General features: G+C 68.2%; 13 protein-coding genes. 3 read left to right on the top strand and 10 right to left on the bottom strand.

What is annotated here, in order from left to right; genetic code table 11:
• Nucleotides 1-129 precede the first annotated feature (129 nt).
• The 4 genes from ACFRJ8_RS19955 to dut all read right to left on the bottom strand — a co-directional run bounded on the left by ACFRJ8_RS19955 (nucleotide 130) and on the right by dut (nucleotide 2,942).
• Nucleotides 130-1,002, bottom strand: a complete 873-nt coding sequence (locus tag ACFRJ8_RS19955; RefSeq protein ID WP_377988117.1) for a DUF3159 domain-containing protein — start codon at nucleotides 1,000-1,002, stop codon at nucleotides 130-132.
• Nucleotides 999-1,469, bottom strand: a complete 471-nt coding sequence (locus ACFRJ8_RS19960; RefSeq protein WP_377988118.1) for a hypothetical protein — start codon at nucleotides 1,467-1,469, stop codon at nucleotides 999-1,001. The genes ACFRJ8_RS19955 and ACFRJ8_RS19960 overlap by 4 nt, the downstream gene beginning before the upstream one ends.
• On the bottom strand, nucleotides 1,462-2,190 hold the full coding sequence (locus ACFRJ8_RS19965; protein ID WP_377988119.1) for a DUF3710 domain-containing protein: 729 nt from the start codon (nucleotides 2,188-2,190) through the stop codon (nucleotides 1,462-1,464). Before ACFRJ8_RS19965 ends, ACFRJ8_RS19960 begins: the two co-directional genes overlap by 8 nt.
• Before the next feature lie 233 nt (nucleotides 2,191-2,423).
• Nucleotides 2,424-2,942 (bottom strand): dUTP diphosphatase, encoded by a 519-nt coding sequence (dut, locus tag ACFRJ8_RS19970; RefSeq protein ID WP_377988120.1) that lies wholly within the window; start codon nucleotides 2,940-2,942, stop codon nucleotides 2,424-2,426.
• Between the two features lie 165 nt (nucleotides 2,943-3,107).
• Here dut and ACFRJ8_RS19975 point away from each other — a divergent pair, with 165 nt between their 5' ends.
• Entirely contained in the window at nucleotides 3,108-3,593 is a 486-nt protein-coding gene (locus ACFRJ8_RS19975; RefSeq protein WP_377988121.1) for a DUF3093 domain-containing protein, read from the top strand.
• Nucleotides 3,594-3,677: 84 nt separating this feature from the next.
• Here the strand turns inward: ACFRJ8_RS19975 and ACFRJ8_RS19980 are convergent, their stop codons facing one another.
• Nucleotides 3,678-3,977 carry a DUF4193 domain-containing protein gene (locus ACFRJ8_RS19980; RefSeq protein WP_377988122.1) on the bottom strand — a complete coding sequence of 100 codons (300 nt, stop codon included), beginning with the start codon at nucleotides 3,975-3,977 and terminating at the stop codon, nucleotides 3,678-3,680.
• A gap of 333 nt (nucleotides 3,978-4,310) precedes the next feature.
• Between ACFRJ8_RS19980 and sepH the strand changes: the two genes are divergently transcribed.
• Nucleotides 4,311-5,747, top strand: coding sequence for a septation protein SepH (sepH, locus tag ACFRJ8_RS19985; protein WP_377988123.1), 1,437 nt, complete (start codon nucleotides 4,311-4,313; stop codon nucleotides 5,745-5,747).
• Nucleotides 5,748-6,161: 414 nt separating this feature from the next.
• Here sepH and ACFRJ8_RS19990 read toward each other — a convergent pair whose 3' ends face one another.
• The 3 genes from ACFRJ8_RS19990 to ACFRJ8_RS20000 form a co-directional block, all read right to left on the bottom strand.
• Nucleotides 6,162-7,457, bottom strand: a complete 1,296-nt coding sequence (locus ACFRJ8_RS19990) for an alkaline phosphatase family protein (protein ID WP_377988124.1) — start codon at nucleotides 7,455-7,457, stop codon at nucleotides 6,162-6,164.
• A 1-nt stretch (nucleotide 7,458) separates the two neighbouring features.
• Nucleotides 7,459-8,202, bottom strand: coding sequence for a DUF5998 family protein (locus ACFRJ8_RS19995; RefSeq protein ID WP_277524512.1), 744 nt, complete (start codon nucleotides 8,200-8,202; stop codon nucleotides 7,459-7,461).
• 119 nt (nucleotides 8,203-8,321) lie between these two features.
• On the bottom strand, nucleotides 8,322-11,033 hold the full coding sequence (locus ACFRJ8_RS20000) for a GNAT family N-acetyltransferase (protein WP_377988125.1): 2,712 nt from the start codon (nucleotides 11,031-11,033) through the stop codon (nucleotides 8,322-8,324).
• A 67-nt stretch (nucleotides 11,034-11,100) separates the two neighbouring features.
• Here ACFRJ8_RS20000 and ACFRJ8_RS20005 point away from each other — a divergent pair, with 67 nt between their 5' ends.
• Entirely contained in the window at nucleotides 11,101-13,629 is a 2,529-nt protein-coding gene (locus ACFRJ8_RS20005; RefSeq protein ID WP_377988126.1) for a DNA topoisomerase (ATP-hydrolyzing) subunit A, read from the top strand.
• Between the two features lie 239 nt (nucleotides 13,630-13,868).
• On the opposite strand, the gene ACFRJ8_RS20010 is transcribed toward ACFRJ8_RS20005, so the two are convergent.
• Nucleotides 13,869-14,252 (bottom strand): VOC family protein, encoded by a 384-nt coding sequence (locus ACFRJ8_RS20010; RefSeq protein ID WP_377988127.1) that lies wholly within the window; start codon nucleotides 14,250-14,252, stop codon nucleotides 13,869-13,871.
• Nucleotides 14,253-14,756: 504 nt separating this feature from the next.
• Nucleotides 14,757-16,967, bottom strand: a complete 2,211-nt coding sequence (locus tag ACFRJ8_RS20015; protein ID WP_377988128.1) for a DUF222 domain-containing protein — start codon at nucleotides 16,965-16,967, stop codon at nucleotides 14,757-14,759.
• Between the last annotated feature and the right edge of the window lie 177 nt (nucleotides 16,968-17,144).

Genomic DNA, 17,144 nt, shown 5'->3' on the forward strand with positions numbered 1-17,144 from the left:
CTGAACAACCTCAGCCACCAAACGACTCGAGAATTTCACCACGGCAATCGACACCCTTCAATGATCAGGTGTTGCGATCACCGCATGATCCCGCGGGCTGGGAACGGCCATATCTGATAGAGCATCGGGTCAGCTGGGCTCTTTGGCGCCGGCGGGCACCGGGACCGGCCGGGTGAGCAGCCAGGCAATCCAGATGCCCAGGATGTAGAGCGGGGCGCCCATGAGGAGCCGGGTGGTGGCAAGGGCGGCCAGGCCCTGCTCCCCCATGAAGTACAGCGGCACCTGCACCACAAGCCGCAGGACCAGCACGGCAACGATCACCCAGGTGCCGATGCTGTAGGCCCTGACCCGCTTCGGGTCCTTGCGCCATTCCAGGCCCTCGTTGCGGATGAAGCCGAAGAGCAGTCCGGCGATCGGCCAGCGCACGGCCACGGAGATGGACATGGCCAGGATGTAGCCGAGGTTGGTGAAGAACCCCAGCACGTAGAAGTTCTCTGCCTTGCCGGTCGAGGTGGCAAGCCAGGCGGAGAGTCCGACGCCGATGAAGCCGGCCAGCGCCTGCGTCAGCGGTTTGCGCTGCACCAGCCGTGCCACGGTGAAGACGGCGGCCACCGTCAGGGCGGCGATGACGGCCAGGGTCAGGTTTTCCCTGTCGATGGTGAAGGCAATCAGGAAGACGAGGCCCGGCAGGATGCTCTCGGCGATGCCCTGGATGCCGCCGGCGCTCTTGAGCACGTCGATGTTGCCATTGCTCGACCGGTGCAGACCGGCCTTGGCCGCATAGTCCTCGGCAAGCTGGGAGACGCCTGGCTGGGAGACAGTGGGCTGGGAGGGCTGCGGAGTAACAGGTGGGGACATGTCCCGGTTACCGCCCGCGGTTTCCCGCGGTTCCTGTTGGCCAATTTCCTGCTGGGTCCGGTCCTGTTGTGACCGGTCCTGTTGTGTCTGGTCCTGTTGTGCCCGCTCCGGGCGGGCCCGCTCGGGGTGTTCGGGCAAGGTCATTGCTCCTCCTGGCGGGAGAGTATTTCGTAGCGGGGATTGAAGATCGTGGGTAGCCCGTCGCGCATGGTGACCATGCCCTCGAGCCTGAGCTCCGTTCCGGCGTCGACGCCGGGGATCCGGCGCCGGCCCAGCCACACGACGCGCAGCCGCTCCTTGGGACCGGCGGGCCGCTGGCGCTGCGCGCTGGGACTCACCTTGTGCGTGGCCACGCCGTTGGCGGCCAGGCTGTTGGCCGTTCCGGCAGCTTTGCCGCCCTGGCTCTTGCCGCCCTGGGCACCAAAGGGCAGGAGGCGGGTGATGGGAGCGGGGGTATCGTGATCAATCAAGATCGCGATGAAGGACGCCACCTGGGTGGTGGGCACGTATGTGACGGACTCGATGAAGCCGTGGCACAGCACCCGCCCGCGGTCCGGCAGGTCCCGGACCGACATAGCGGCGGCGGCTTTCCTGCCGGCGGCATCAGCCAATCTGGGTTATCTCCGGTCCGCGTTCGGGCTGTTCGAATTCGGGGGCCGCCTGCGGCGACGGGGCGGGTGTGGTGTCCTTGGGCAGGCGCAGCTGCAGCAGATCACGCGGCGGCATCGGGTTCTCGCCGCGGACCACGACGATCTGCCGGAAAAGCCCTTCCAGCCGGGCCGCGGCGTCGCGGTCCAGTGCCGCTTCGCCGCCGAAGACGCCGCGGAGGAACCAGCGCGGGCCGTCGACGCCGATGAAGCGGGCCACGCGGTACCCCTGGCTGCCGTCCCCACCGCCGGCGGGGAGCTTTGCCACGAGCTCGGTGCCGAAGCTGCCCTCGACCTCCTCGACCTGGCCGCCCTGGCTGCCGACCGACTGGCCGATCTGCTCACGGATTTCATCCCACAGACCCTCGGAACGGGGTGCGGCGAAGGCCTGCAGCTGCAGGCTCGAGCCCTCCAGGTCCATGGTGACGGCGACGACGCGCTGGCTCGCCTCTTCAACTTCAAGGCGGAGCTGGAGTCCCTCGCGGGGTGCGATCAGCAGCGCGCCGAGGTCCACATACCCGTCCTGGTCGTCGATTTCCGAGACGTCGAAGGGGCCAGTCGCGGCCCGGCCGCTCTTGGCTGCGTTCCCGGCCGGCGTCGCGGCGGCGTCAATAGCAGCATCCGTGGCCTCGTCCGGCTCCATCGGCTGCTCCTGCTTGGCTTTCTTGCCGCGCCCAAAAACCATGGGGTGTCTCCTTCAGTTGTGATCCTGTGCCGCCGCCCGGCGCCATCCTGGCGCCTGTCCGCGTGGCCGCCCGCTACCCTGCGGCCGCCTGCTCATTGTTCCCTGCACCGCTGATGTTGCCTCAGCGCCTGTGTTGCTTCCGTGCCCGTATTGCTTCAATGTCTGCGTTGCTTCAGTGCCCGTGCGGCCCTGCAAAATCCCGAAATGCTCGCGTGGCCAGGCCGGGCCTGCGATCAGGCCGGTCCGCCGAAACCGCCGGTGGAGCCGAAGCCGCCACCGCCGCGAACCGAGCCGTCGAGCTCCTCGACCGGGAGGAACCTGGCATACTCCACACGCTGAATGACCATTTGTGCAATTCTATCGCCGCGACGGAGCTCGATCGCCTCGTCCCGGTCCGTATTGAGCAGTGTCACCGCGATTTCTCCGCGGTAGCCAGCGTCCACCGTGCCCGGAGCGTTCACAACCGTCAGTCCGTGCTTGGTGGCGAGGCCGGACCTGGGGTGGATCAGCGCAACGAAGCCATCCGGGAGCGCAATCGAGACGCCGGTGGGAACGAGGCGGCGCTCCCCCGGTGCGAGGACCACGTCCTCGCGGGCGCGAAGGTCGGCGCCGGCGTCGCCAGGGTGCGCGTACGACGGCGGTTCAAGCCCGTCGTCGAGCATTTTCAGCTGTACCGTCAAGGTGGGCGTTCCGTAGGCTGCGTCGCTGGCCGTCAATGCGGCACTGGCGACGGCGGTTTTTTCTTCAGTCACAGTCCCTCACTCTAACGCCCGCACGGAACTTCGTCCTAGCCGCCACCGGCCTGCCCGCGCCCGCCGCCCGCGGGATTGCAGCGGGATTGCGGCGGGCTTAGCGCGGCGCTGAAGCCGGACCGGAGCCGAGATGAAATAGCCAGGGAAAGATGAAAAGCTGTGCTTATGCCCGAATCCAGCGCAGCTGCGCCTGCCCCGAAGAGCGCCCCGAGCGACTCCACTGTCCTTTATGCCGAGAAGCTCTGGCCGAACTTCTGGATCTGGCTGGTGTCGGCGTTGTTCTCCAGCGCAGGGATCCTCATGTTGGCGCCCATCAGCATCTGGGCCGGCATTACCGCGGCGATCGTGATCTTCGCAGTCATCTCCGTGCTGCTGGTGCTGTCCACGCCGTCCATCACTGTCACCAGGACCACCCTGAAGGTGGGCAGGGCCACGATTGAACGCGGGTTCCTGGGCAAGGTCACGGCGTTTCGCGGCAAGGAGGCGACGGCGGAACGGGGCACGCGGCTCAACGGGCTGGCGTTCTTGTGTATCCGCGGCTGGGTGGACCCGGTGGTCCGGATCGAGATCGAGGACCCCTCGGATCGTACCCCGTACTGGCTCACGTCCACCCGACACCCGGAGCAACTGATCGCCGCGCTCAACTCGTAGTTCCTCGCCGTCGGGTTCCCGGTTCCGGCCTGTTTCCTCTCCGCCTCCAAACCGCCGGGTTTCATAGTCAGGGCCGCCGCCTGCCTAGCCCTCGCAATCCTTGCAGTACTTAAGACCGTCTCTTTCGCGGGCAATCTGCGAACGGTGGCGGACGAGGAAGCAGGAGGCACAGGTGAATTCGTCTGCCTGGGCGGGCAGGACCCGGACCAGCAGTTCCTCCCCGGACAGGTCAGCGCCGGGGAGTTCGTAGCCTTCGGCAAGGTCGGACTCATCTTCATCCACCACGGCGGAAGGCTTCTCCGTACGCCGCGTCTTCAGAGCCTCAATCGAATCCTCGCTGAGGTCCTCTTCAGTCTTGCGCGGCGCATCGTAATCAGTCGCCATTATTTGTTGCTCACACTCCGCATTCGTTCGGTTGATTCGCCGTTCCAGGATGGCCCGCCGGGATGGTAACCCTGGGCTCCGGGAGCGGTTCACCGTTGACAACGCCGGACATGCGGTTTTTGTGCCCGGTGTCGGGTCATTTTTGCTTAAGCGCCTCCCGAATGCCAGAGGCCGCCGGTCTCCTCTCCACGATCTCTTTCGCAGACCGGCCAAATTCGGCGGAATGTCGCGGAAATTCGCGGAAAATCACGGCGCGCCAGCCGTCCTAACCCGAATTGTGTCCCGCTGGTGGCAGAGTTTCGATTGTTAGTAATGCCAGGGTGGAGGATTTGTATGCAGGATCTACGGCTTGTAGGCGTCCACGACGACGGAGAGCATCTCCTGTTGAGTGGCACCGGCGGCGAGATGTTCCAGCTGCCGATCGATGAAGCACTGAGGGTGGCAGCCAGCCGGATGTCGGCGAAGACCGCGTCCAGCGCGGCCGCGCCCCCTATTGCCATGTCTCCGCGCGACATCCAGACCAGGATTCGCAACGGGGCCACCGCCGCCGAAGTGGCGGAGCTGTCCGGAATTCCGCTGGAGAAAGTCCAGCGCTATGAGGGCCCCGTCCTGGCCGAACGCGAGTACATCGCCCAGCAGGCACGCAAGGTGGAGGTAGCCTCCCCCGCCCCGGGCCAGGACGTCTACCGGTCCGTGTTCGGTGAAAACCCGGCGTCCCTCAGCGACATGGTGGAACACCGCCTCAGGGCTTACGGCGTCGAACCCTCAACACTGGAGTGGGATTCCTGGCGACGTCCCGACGGCAGCTGGAACGTGGTGGCCCGCTTCGAGCCCAAGCCCGGCGGCCCCGCCGGGATCGGCGAGGAGCCGCCGGCCATGTGGACGTTCCACCCCGCCCGGAAGTCCCTGCAGAACGCCAACCGCTGGGCCCAGCAGCTGAGCGAACTTGAGCCGCTGGAAGGCCCCGTGCCGACGCGGCGCCTTACGGCCGTCTCCGACCGGCCCTTCGACTTCGAAACCGACGCCGAGGCCGGGGCCCGCACGGCGACCGGCCAGCACAGCATTATCCACCAGATGCTGCTTCAGCAGGACCGGATCCACCAGGAACAGGACGCCGACGGGCTGCTGGACATGCTGCGGTCCCGCCGCGGACAGCGGATCGGCGTGGACGAGGACGCGGACGACGCCCTGGCCACGCTCCTGACCACCGGCGTTCCCGCGGCCCACCCCCGTCCGGCAGAGGTGCCCGAGGTTCCACAAGCGGCGGAACCGGAGTCCCTCGCCGAAGCCGCTGCGGATCCGGACACTGACGATCCCGACTCTGCCGAAGCCGACCCCGCCGAATCCGACTCCGGCACATCAGAGACAGGGCACCGGGAGGTTCCGGCCCTGGAGGCCGCAGCCCCGGAAACCGATGCCTTCACGCGACGCCGCGACGGCAGGCCGTCAATGCTTTCCCGGCTGACCCTCGCACCGCGCCTCCCGGAGGAGGACGATGCGCTGAAACTGCACGACGGCGTCAGTACCGAGACTCGGGAAGTCACCATCGCGGCCTCGCAACTGCGCCCGGCGGGCAAATCCCCCACCGCCAGCCCGGGCTTGGATGAATTGATCGGCGGCGGATCGTCCCGGCGGCAGCACCGCGAGTCACACGGTGCCAGCCGGAACGACGCAGGCTCCGAGCAGCCAGAGCGCCAGCCCACCAAACCGAAGCGGTCAAGCGTTCCAAGCTGGGACGAAATCGTCTTCGGAACCCGCAACGACCAGTAAGAGCAATCGCAGGAGCGCCAGTACGCACACCCGGGAACGGCGGAGAACAGCCGGGAAAACGGTCATCCAGCCGCGGAGCGTTCAGGCATACAGGAGCCAGTCTCGGCCCGAATTTACGCCCCAGGCGTCAGCCGCGAATCGTCTCAGGCACACAGGAGCAAGTCTCGGCCCGAATATACGCCCCAGGCGTCAGGCGCGGATCGTTCCAGGCATGCAGGCGCCAGTCTCGGCCGGAATTTGCGCCCCGGGCGTCAGGCGCGGATCGTCTCAGCGTTTGGCGCCAGGATCAGCCTCGAATGTACGCCCAGGCGTATGGCGCCAGGATCAGCCTTGAATGTACGCGCGTGGGCGTCAGCAGCGAGTCGGTCCAGGGCTTCAGCCTCGAATTTACGGCATGATTTCAGGCCCGGTACGTCAGCGGCGGGGCGCTCTCCTACCGTCAGCCTGGAAGTAGAGCAGCGGGACTTCCCGCTCGGCTTTCGTCAGGGACCCGTGTTGCCCCACCACCTCCAGGGCAGTAGGCCGGACTCTGCGCGTATCGTAGAGCGCCAGCGAGTCCCGGGCCGCGATCATGATGTCACCGATTCGCAAGGCGGCCTCGGGCCGCACATCACCGAACAGCCCGCCTACGATCGCTTCCTCACGAGTGAAAGCCCATATTCTGTCCCCGAAACGGGACCGCCAGTTTGCCAGCAGGCGGGCGCGGGCGGCGTCGTCCCTTCCATCCTCGAGGTACAGATGGACCATCCGCGGCTCACCGGCGGTGTGCCGGACACCCGCGAGGAGTGCCGGCTCCGCGGAGTAATCGATCCGCTGCGACTCGGGCACATCCACCATGCCGTGGTCCGCCGTCAGCAGCACAGTGGTCCCGGCGGGCAGCGTGGCGCCGAGCCGCCGAACCGTGGCATCGAGTTCTTCGAGCTGGTGCTCCCATTGGGGTGACTGGCAGCCGTGGCGGTGCCCGGCCTTGTCGAGCTCGTTGACGTAGAAGTACATCAGCGACGGCCCGGCGCTGGCCATGGCCTCGGCGGCCGCTTCGGTCCGGGCATGCGAGGTGGTTCCGGTGATGAAACGGCCCCCGCGGAGCGCTGCCTCGGTCATAGCCGAGGTGCTGAACTGCGGGAGGCTGACGGTGGTGACATCGACGTACTCCGCGGCTCTTTCGAACACTGTGGGGAACGGCTGCCACGTCCGCGGGTCCACGCCGGCGTCCCAGTTGCTCAGCATGTTCACCACCCGGTCCTGATCCGGGTCCAGGACGTCGTAGCCCACCATGCCGTGCTGGCCCGCCGACAGTCCGGTGCCAAAGCTGGCGAGAGAGGCCGCGGTGGTGGACGGGAACGCCGAGTCCAGCGAGACGGGCACCTGGCCCTGGCCGGCCTGCAGGATCGTCCGCAGGAACGGGGTGTGGGCGATCTTCTGCTTCAACAGGTTCCGGCCCAGTCCGTCGGCCAGCACCACGCACACGCGTTTGGCGGCCGGAAGATTCAGTTTGTTCTCGAATCCGGGGACGCCCAGGCTTGCCGCTGCGCTGGTCATTACCTCGGCGATGGACCGCTGTCCGAACGCCGGGGCAGCCGGGAGCGGGGATGGGCCGGCGCCGGAGGCCAGTGGGACGGGCAAGGCAACACCGGTGGCGGCCGGGGAGGGTCTTAGCACCGGATCTGGCAGCTGATCTTGGGCGGGTTCTGGCTGACGGACGCGAGCCATGTCAGCGTTGGTGGCCGCGGCTGAGGCGGTTTCCAAACACACCCATCCGCGGTCGGGGCGGCAGGCCGGGACCGTTGTGCGGGACCGGGGCCGCGGAGCCGGTGTTCACGGCACGCAAGGCCCGGGCGAACAGCTTGGCGTCCTGCACGGCCTGCAGGCCGTCCGCTTCGGCGCTGATCCGCAGGACGATGTCTTCCTGGGCGATGGTGCCGCTGTAGCCGTGATCGGCCTCGCACTGCGGATCCCCGCAGCTGGCCGGCCCCATGTCGAGGCGCTGGCCGCCGGACCACGCGATGGACAGCGTCAGCTCCCGGACAGGGTCAGAGGGCTTGTAGTCCTGCGGCTGGGCATAGACATAGCTCAGGACCACCGAGCGGATCTGGGTCACCGGGACGGACTCGGTGGACACCTGGGCGACGGTCTGCTCACCGGCGTCGTCGAGCTGCTGGTCATCGACATGGGTGATGACCAGCATGTCATCGGTCAACACCAGGACAGTGATGTGGCGGCGGACCTCGGCACGGTCAAAGTGGGTCTCGAGATGAACCAGGTGGGCCACGCAGTCGCGGCCGTCCAGGGCATCGGCGACGACGTCAGCCACGAGCCGGGGGTAGAATCCGGCCTGCTGGAGGGACCCTTCCAAGCTCTGGCCCTGCGCACTGTGGTCATGGAGGCCGTGGTGGTGCGCGGTCTGGCGTGCGGGGGCGGTCGCCAGGGGCTTGGGTGTCGGAGGCTGGGAGCTCATAGTCTCCATTTTCACAGATCGGCAGGGGACTTGCTAACTGCCGGCCACGGACGCCGACGTCGGCTGGGCCGGCCGGCGGGGCCGGCGCCCCCGGCGGGGCCGCACCGGCAAGCGGGGGCCTAGCTGCGCATCGCCCGGCGCGCACTGTCTGTCCGCTGGGCGGCGTTCGCGATCCTGACGTCGGCGGCAAGGATCGAGGCGCCGTCGGGCCCGGCGAGGACGGGATTGAAGTGCACCAGCGCGATCTCCGGATGGTTGTCCTTCAGCCTGGTGAGGCGGGCGGCGAGGTCTTCCAGGGTCGCGACGTCTACGGCGGGCAGGCCCTGATACCCGAAGAGTTTCCGCGACGCCCGGGGCGCCCGGATGAAGTCCTGGACGTCGGAGCCGGAGAGCGGCGGCACGCGGTGGGCCCAGTCATCGAGCAAGTTCACGGCGTCGCCGGCCAGGCCGAAGGAGATCACGGGCCCCAGCAGAGGATCTTCAATGGCACGGAATGTGCACGCCTGCCCCACGGGCACCATTGTCTGCACTTCGAGGGACGGGGAGCCGTACCGCTCCAGCGACTTGCGCATCTCCAGTACGTTGCGCCGCAGCGAATCAGCGTCCTGGATGTGCAGCCGCACACCTCCCAGGTCCAGCCGGTGCCGCAGCGCGGGATCGGTGGTCTTCAGAGCGACGGGCCAGCCGAGCTGCTCCGCCGCTGCCACGGCCTCTTCCGCCGTCTCGAACCCGACGGACGGAACCAGCCGGATGCCGTAGTGGCCCAGCAGCCGCGCGGCCGTGCCCTGGTCCAGTCGGACCAGCTGCTCGCCGCCCACATTGCCCAGCAGCAGCTCCAGGTCCGCCCGGGCAGCCTCCGGGTGGCAACCTTCGGGTTCCACGAACAGGCCCTGATCCCGGTCCAGCCACTGGGCGTAACGCACGACGGCGGCCAGGGCCGCCACCGCCGCCCCCGGGTTGGAGTAGCAGGGAACAGGTGGAGCAAGCCTGGGTTGATGTGGCTGTTCCGGTTCCGCACCGACCATGCCTTCCACGTAAATGGAGGGGTCAAGTATTCCGCTAAAGGCAGCAACCACCGGCTTGCCGGCCGCAGCGGAACATTCGGCCAGCACGCCGGCGATCTTTTCGACGGTGAGACCGCGCGCAGGAAGCAGCGCCACCACCGCCGCATGCACAGTGTCCGGGGTGAGGGTTTCCTGCAGGCTCCGCCGCAGGGCTGGCAGCGCCCGGGACATGCCGGATTCGAGGTCGACGTCGGCAACGATCCGCTCCACCCCGAGCCCCTGGCGGGCGGCACTGTCCGCGACCACCTTGCCGAGGGCGCGCGAGTTGCTGAAAACGGCGATCCCGGCGCCCTTGGGCAGCGGCTGGCTCGACACGATCTGGGCCACGTCCATGAGCTCTTCGATAGTCTCGACCCGGATCACGCCGGCCTGGCGCATCATGGCGTCCAGCGCCTCCGGGGGCGCCTGGGTGGTGCGGACGGCGTGCCCGGGCGGGAGGTTCAGGCCCATGGCATCGGACTTGGCCACGATCACGGGCTTGGTCCGGGCCAGGCGGCGGGCCAGCCGGGAGAACTTGCGCGGATTGCCGATCGATTCCAGGTACAGGCCCACCGCCGTGGTGTCGGCGTCGTCCTCCCAGTACTGCATCATGTCGTTGCCGGAGACGTCCGCCCGGTTGCCGGCGGAGAGGAAGGTCGAGATGCCCACGCGTCGGCGGCTGGAGGCGGCGTAGAGGGAGACGCCGATCGCGGCGGACTGGCTGAACAGCCCCAGGCCGCCGCGGCGGGCCAAGGCCGGCGCCATAGAGGCGTTGAGGGACACGGCCGGGTTGGTGTTCACGATGCCAAGCGACGCCGGGCCGATCACGCGCATCCCGTTGGCGCGGGCCTGCCGCACCAGCTCGCGCTGGCGCGCAAGGCCGCGTTCGCCGTCGTCCGCGTACCCGGCGGTGGCTACCACGATCCCCTTGACGCCGGCGGCGGCGCATTCCTCGACCACCTTAGGGACCTCGTCGTACGGGACCGAGATGATGGCGAGGGTGACCGGGCCGGGGACCTCGGCGAGCCGGGCGAAGGAGAGCATGCCGGCGAGTTCCAGGGCCTCGGGGTTGATTGCATAGACCGGACCGCTGAACCCGCCTTCGATGACGTGCTCGAGGAGTTGGTAGCCCACGGTGCCCCATTTGCGGCTGGCTCCGATCACGGCCACGGAGGACGGGGCGAGCAGTTCCTGGATACTGCGGGCCTCGGCGCGGTGCTCCCGGGATTCCATCACGGCGCGGGACTTGTCGGTGGGGTCGATGTTGAACTCAAGGCTGATCACGCCGTCGTCGAAGTGCCGTTTGACGTCATAGCCGGCATCGGAGAAGACCATGAGCATCTTGCGGTTCTCCGGGAGCACTTCGGCGCTGAATTTGCGGATCCCGTTTTCGCGGGCGGCGGCGGCGAGGTGTTCGAGTAGGATCGAGCCGATGCCGCGGCCCTGGTGGGCGTCGGCGATGTTGAAGGCGACTTCGGCCTCCGCAGGGTCATCGAGCCGGTCATAGCGGCCGATGCCCAGGATTTCGCCGCCGATTGTGATCACGAGGGCCACCCGGTCCTTGAAGTCCACCTCGGTGAAGCGTTTGAGTTCCTTGCTGGAAAGCTTGGATTTGAAGGCGAAGAAGCGCATGTAGATGGACTTCTGGGACTGGCCCACGTGGAAGGCCTGGACCGCATCTGCATCGGAGGGGTGGATGGGGCGCACATGCGCTGTGCCGCCGTCGCGCAGGACAACATCGGCTTCCCAATATTCCGGATATACGCCGTCCGCCGGCTGATCCACCATAGGCTTAGCCTAGTCATAAACTTACGTAGAACCCGTTCAGCACCCCTCAGAAGGATCCACCAGCCTTATGGCACGCCGCCAAACCACGCCCCCGGCAGGGGAAGCCAATCAGGATTTCACCGAGAACATCGTCGATATCGATGTCACGTCCGAGATGGAAGGCTCGTTCCTCGAGTACGCCTATTCGGTGATCTACTCGCGTGCCCTCCCGGATGCCCGCGACGGGTTGAAGCCCGTACAGCGGCGCATTCTCTACATGATGTCCGACATGGGGCTGCGCCCGGACCGCGGCCACGTCAAGAGCGCCCGCGTGGTGGGTGAGGTCATGGGCAAGCTGCACCCGCACGGGGACGCCGCAATCTACGACGCCATGGTGCGCATGGCCCAGGACTTCTCCCTGCGGCTGCCGCTGATCGACGGGCACGGTAACTTCGGCTCGCTCGACGACGGCCCCGCCGCCCCCCGCTATACGGAAGCCCGGCTGGCCGCCGCGGCCCTGACCCTCACGGACCACCTCGACGAGGACGTCGTCGACTTCGTTCCCAACTACGACAACCAGCTGACCCAGCCGGAGGTGCTGCCGGCCGCGTTCCCGAACCTGCTGGTCAACGGCGCCACGGGTATCGCCGTCGGCATGGCCACCAACATGGCCCCGCACAACCTCGTGGAAGTCATCGCCGCCGCCCGGCACCTGATCGATAACCCGGACGCCACGCTTGACGACATTATGCGCTTCGTCCCCGGCCCGGACCTGCCTACCGGCGGCCGGATCGTGGGCCTGGACGGCATCCGCGACGCCTATGCCACCGGCCGCGGCTCCTTCAAGACCCGGGCGAAGGTGGACATCGAGCAGCTATCGGCCCGCCGCACCGGCCTTGTGGTCACGGAACTGCCATACATGGTGGGGCCGGAGAAGGTGATCGAGAAAATCAAGGACGCCGTCAACGGCAAGAAGCTCACCGGCATCAGCGACGTCGTGGACCTCACGGACCGCAAGCACGGCCTGCGTCTGGTCATCGAGCTCAAGAACGGCTTCAATCCCACTGCCGTGCTCCAGCAGCTTTACCGCTTCACCCCGATGGAAGACTCCTTCGGCATCAACAACGTCACCCTCGTCGACGGCCAGCCGCAGACACTCGGGCTGCTCCAGCTGCTCACGGTCTACGTGGACCACCGGATCAATGTCGTCCGGCGCCGCACGGCCTTCCGGCTGGGCAAGAAGAAGGACCGCCTGCACCTGGTCGAGGGCCTGCTGGTCGCGATCGTGGACATCGACGAGGTCATCCAGATCATCCGGTCCTCCGACGAGGTTGCCGCGGCCCGGACCCGGCTGATGTCGATCTACGATCTCACCGAGATCCAGGCCAACTACATCCTGGAGCTGCGTCTCCGGCAGCTGACCAAATATTCCCGGGTCGAGCTGGAGAAGGAGCAGGAGGAGCTCCGGCGGGAGATCGCGGAACTCGAGGCCATCCTGGGCTCCCCCGTGCTGCTCCGCGCCCTCGTGTCGGACGAACTCGGCGAGATCGCGGAGAAGTACGGCACACCGCGCCGGACCGTGCTGCTGGAATCGGAGGCCGTCTCCCCCACGGTGGCAGCCGCAATGGGCGCAGCCAACGGCGCCAAGGGCAAAGCCGCACCGCTTGCCCTCGAGATCGCGGACGATCCTTGCTGGGCCATCCTCACCGTGTCCGGGCAGATCGCCCGCACCGCCAACCAGGACAGCCTGGCCGAGGCTGGACCGCGAACCCGGCATGATGTCTTCTCCTCGGTGGTCAAGACCACCGCCCGCGGCGAGATCGCAGCCGTGACCTCGCAGGGCCGCATGCTGCGCCTGCAGGTCATGGACATGCCTGTGCTGCCGCCGACCTCGGGCACGCCGAATATGGCCGGCGGCGTTGCGGCCAAGGATTTCATCACGCTGCTGAAGGGCGAGTCGCTGGTGGCCTTCGCGCCGCTGGACCAGGTCCTCGCAATAGGAACCGCGCAGGGCGTGGTCAAGCGGGTGCAGCCGGACTATCCGCTGAACCGCGAGGACTGGGAAGTGATCGCGCTCAAGGACAAGGACACCGTGGTTGGCGTTGCACCGGCCGCGTCCGACGACGACGACCTCGTCTTCATCACGCGCCAGGCCCAGCTGCTGCGGTTCAGTGCCTCCGCCGTCCGCCCGCAGGGCCGGACCGCAGGCGGCATGGCCGGGATCAAGCTGGCCGCCGGGGACCGGGTGATGTTCTTCGGGACCGCCAGCCCCGCTGACACCGCCGCCGTCGTCGTGACCATCGCAGGGACGGACGGCGCCCTGCCGGGCACGGCCCCCGGGGCTGCGAAGGTCACCGCGCTGGCCGAATACCCGATCAAGGGCCGGGCCACTGCCGGGGTGCGGGCCCACCGCTTCCTCAAGGGCGAGGACACACTGCTCCTCGGCTGGGCCGGCCACGGTCCGGCCAAGGCTTCCTCCCTGGCCGGCGTGGCGCGCTCACTCCCCGGCGAGCATGGCCGCCGCGACGGCTCCGGAATCCCGCTGTCCCAGGCGATCGACGCGATCGGCCCCAGCATGGCGTGGTCAGAGGAACCGGAAGCCGGCACCGACCCGTAGGCCCGGGACGCACAAAGCCCGGGTTGAAGCCCCGGGTTGAAGCCCCGGGACGCACAAAGCCCGGCCGGAAGGGCTTTCGCGATCCGGCCGGGCTTTGTGTTCGGGCTCTAGGTGCTGGTGTGGCGACTGGGAATCACTTTGGGACTGGGCCTCTAGGTCCGTTTCCGGTCGTGGCGTGCCGGAACCGTTTCCGCAGCTTAAGTCCCCGCGAGCTCCTGCCCGAGCCCGGTGGGCAACACCTAGCCCATTCTGTTAATGCTCAGGATGTTGCCTTCGGTGTCCAAGAACCACGCCGCCGAGCTCCCATCCGGAAAAGCGGCAATGCCGTCCTCGGTTTTTAGTCCTGGGAAGTCGTATTCCTCGAAGACGATTCCCTTGGCGCGGAGCTCCGCAACGGCGGCCGGCAGGTCGTCGACTTCCCAGCCGATCTGCGTGTTCTTGGCCGTGCCGGCATTTGGCGTTTTGTATAGCAAGAACCCTGTTCCGCTGCCGCACTTGTACTGCAGGTTGTCATCGGCATCCGCGTTCTCGGGTTCGAGCCCGAGCTTGTCGCGGTAGAAATCCCGTGCCCGGGTGATGTCCACTGCCGGAAGCACTGCTGCGACTCGATTGTCCTTGAGCATGGCTATTACCTTTCCAGGCCCGCCCCCCGCAAGGAATGTTACTCCTCCACATGCCCCACGTACCTGAGAAACTGAAGCAGCGTTTCCCAACCGCCGCCGGCGATGCGGGCCGTTTGTCCGGGGTGCGACGGGCACTGACTAGGCCGCAGTCGTGTGGCCGTTGTGAAGCCAGGTTGGGGTGCGGCGAGGCCGCAGTCGTCGCCGCCCGAGCTGCACTCACGCGGCTGTCATGAGGCCGTCAGGTCGGAAGGTGGTTGCGGCGGTTCCATAGCCGGACGGTCCCGGGCCCGTTCAGCCGTCGCCGTCACCGTCACCGCGTGATTCGCCGTGCCTTGTCCCGCAGCACCCTGTCACGTTGACCCCATGCTCTGCGCCACGTTGTCTTACGGCAGCCTGCCCGCTGTACCCTGTCACGCTGCCCCCCCCCCATTTCCTTCGCCCTTCTTCCGACGCCTTTTCTTGAGGAAATCTGTCCGGCGGCACCTGTCCCGCTGCCGTCATCTCCTACTTACAGCCCCTTGTCTCGCGGCACCCTGTCACGCTGCCGTCTTGTCTCGCGGCGGCCTGTCTCGCGGCGGCCACCGGATCTGTGGGGCGGAAGTAGTGGTTGCGTCTGGGGTGTTGGCGGGGGTCGAGGTGGGGTGGCGGGATGAACCAGGGGATCCCGGATTTGAGCCGGATTCTCCAGTGTTCCTTGTGGATCACGTGGTGGTGATGGGAGCAGAGCAGGGTTCCGTTCTCCGTTCCGGTGGTGCCGCCGCGGGACCAGTAGTCGATGTGGTGGGCCTCGCACCAGGGCGCGGGGATGGTGCAGCCGGGGAAGGCGCAGCCCCGGTCACGGGCGGTGAGGGCCTTGCGGATGTGCGGCGGAAAGACCCGGGAGGCCCGGCCGATGTCCAGGACCCGTCCCTCGCCGCCGAGGAGGACCGGGATGATGTCCGCGTCGCAGGCGATCTTCCGGATGGTGGAGGCGGTGACGGGCCCGGTGAACAGCAACGACCCGGTGGCCGCCGGGCCCGGCGACTGCCGGAGGCCTGCGGGGCCGCTCTCCGGCGCGGCGCCGGCGCTGTCCTGGAGCCGGGTGAGCAGGTCGCGGTAGTCGATGGTGGCCATGACCTGCGGGCGCAGCCCGCCGGCGGCCGGCAGGGTTCCGGCGGCGAGGGCGGCCTTGCACGCGCCCACGAGGCCGTCGAGCAGCTTCTGCGGCCGGGAGCGGAGATCCAGCACCGGCAGCGCCGGGTCCTCCGCCGTGGCGGGCCCACCGCCGGGGCCGGGCTGGTCCTCCGGGGCGGGGACCGTGGCCGGCGCGCCCGCGCCCGCCGGATCGATGTCCGCGGCCGGCGAGGCCGCGCGCACCGGGCCGCCGCCGGCAGCACCGGACACGCAGGCCGAGACCCGGGCGGCGGCTTCACTGACCGAACCCTCAGTGTGGGCCGCGGCAGTGACCGAACCATCACCCTCTGCTGTGTCTGCGGTCCACCCGACCCCGAACGCCGTGTCGGCGGCCCAGCCGTCGCCGGGGGCAGTGGCTCCGGCGGCAGCCCCCTCCCCGGAGGCCGCGTCTGCGGTCCACCCAACCCCGAAAGCTGTGTCTGCGGCCCAGCCGACACCGGCGGCACTGGCTCCGGCAGCAGGCCCCCCGCCGGCATCCATCGCAGCGGACCCGTGGCCGCTCCCCACCGGCGAGGTTCCGCTGCTGCCCGTGCGGGGGTTGGCGGCGGTGTTCATGACGGTGAGGAGGTGTTCGAACTGTTCGGTGGTCGCGTAGATCTCGAGGTGGTGCAGGCCGTGCCGGCGGCGGCGGATGAAGGCGCCCTGGAGCTGGCGGAGCAGCTCCTCGGACGGCTCGGCGCCGTCCTGGTCCAGCGCGTCTACCAAGCTGCGGGTGACGCGGACGAGGAAGTCGGCGTCGTTCTCCGCGGCCGTGCGGGTCAGGGCGTGCTCCATCCGGGCCGCGGCATCCGGGACGCACAGCGGCCGGACCCGCTCGAGGGCGACGGCGATGACCGTCGCGGCCCGGGAGGCGACCTCGCCGGCCGCGACCGCGGCGGCGAGCTCCGGGTGCACGGGCGGCACCGGCCGGCCGGCGAGTCCCTGCCGGGGCAGCAGGGACTCGGCGAGGGAGAGCCGGCGCCGTGCCTCCGCCGCGCTGATCCGCAGCCGCGCCCGCAGGAACGCCGCGGTGTTCCGGTACCCGTCATCCAGGACCGACGCCGGCCCGGAGGACGCGTCAGCCGCGGCCGCCGTCGACCCGGACGCACCGTCCCCCGTCCCGGGCCCGTTCACACAAGTCAGCCCGGACGCGCCTGCCGCGCTGGTGCCGGCAGGCTCGGCGGCTCCGGATCCACCGGTCTGCCAGCCGTCGGGGCTCTCACGCCAGCCCGTGGTCCACGAGGTGACCGCCCCCGCGGCAGCCGCGCCCGTGCTAGCGGACTGTTTCCGGGTCCGGTCCACGGCCGCGGCGCCGACCAGCTGCAGATACTCCACGGTGCGCGAGAATTCCTCCATCCGTCCGGCGAAGTCCGACGCGGCCTGGAGTCCCCACGATCCCGCGTCCTCCACCGCCGCCGCGCTCACCGCCTGCAGCACAGCCAGCGCAGCGTCCACGCCGGCAACGCCGGCAACGCCTTCAACCCCGTCCACGCCGGATTGCTGGACCGGGGCGGGTCCCCGGTCCGTGTCCTCGCAAGCAATGAAATCCCTGACGGCTTCCATGACTTGAATCTACTGAATGGGTCCGACATTAATAGTGAGCACCTGGCAACGACAGCAATATCGCCCCGACCTCAGGTTTGTCGCCAGGAAGGTCCGCCGCAACACAGCTGCAGTGAACGCCGCCACGTGGACTCGACCTCATCGGAGCCTGTTCGAGGAGTCCAGCCGGTGCGCGCT

The sequence above is a fragment of the Arthrobacter sp. NPDC056886 genome, from assembly GCF_042788715.1.
Taxonomy (GTDB): domain Bacteria; phylum Actinomycetota; class Actinomycetes; order Actinomycetales; family Micrococcaceae; genus Arthrobacter.

Bases quoted from the DNA above. Each gene is read 5' to 3' on its own strand.
- ACFRJ8_RS19965 (WP_377988119.1), bottom strand. From the start codon at position 2,190: ATGGTTTTTGGGCGCGGCAAGAAAGCCAAGCAGGAGCAGCCGATGGAG.
- sepH (WP_377988123.1), top strand. From the start codon at position 4,311: ATGCAGGATCTACGGCTTGTAGGCGTCCACGACGACGGAGAGCATCTC.
- ACFRJ8_RS20000 (WP_377988125.1), bottom strand. From the start codon at position 11,033: ATGGTGGATCAGCCGGCGGACGGCGTATATCCGGAATATTGGGAAGCC.
- ACFRJ8_RS19995 (WP_277524512.1), bottom strand. From the start codon at position 8,202: ATGAGCTCCCAGCCTCCGACACCCAAGCCCCTGGCGACCGCCCCCGCA.
- ACFRJ8_RS20015 (WP_377988128.1), bottom strand. From the start codon at position 16,967: ATGGAAGCCGTCAGGGATTTCATTGCTTGCGAGGACACGGACCGGGGA.
- ACFRJ8_RS19955 (WP_377988117.1), bottom strand. From the start codon at position 1,002: ATGACCTTGCCCGAACACCCCGAGCGGGCCCGCCCGGAGCGGGCACAA.
- ACFRJ8_RS20010 (WP_377988127.1), bottom strand. From the start codon at position 14,252: ATGCTCAAGGACAATCGAGTCGCAGCAGTGCTTCCGGCAGTGGACATC.
- ACFRJ8_RS19980 (WP_377988122.1), bottom strand. From the start codon at position 3,977: ATGGCGACTGATTACGATGCGCCGCGCAAGACTGAAGAGGACCTCAGC.
- ACFRJ8_RS19990 (WP_377988124.1), bottom strand. From the start codon at position 7,457: ATGGCTCGCGTCCGTCAGCCAGAACCCGCCCAAGATCAGCTGCCAGAT.
- ACFRJ8_RS20005 (WP_377988126.1), top strand. From the start codon at position 11,101: ATGGCACGCCGCCAAACCACGCCCCCGGCAGGGGAAGCCAATCAGGAT.
- ACFRJ8_RS19975 (WP_377988121.1), top strand. From the start codon at position 3,108: ATGCCCGAATCCAGCGCAGCTGCGCCTGCCCCGAAGAGCGCCCCGAGC.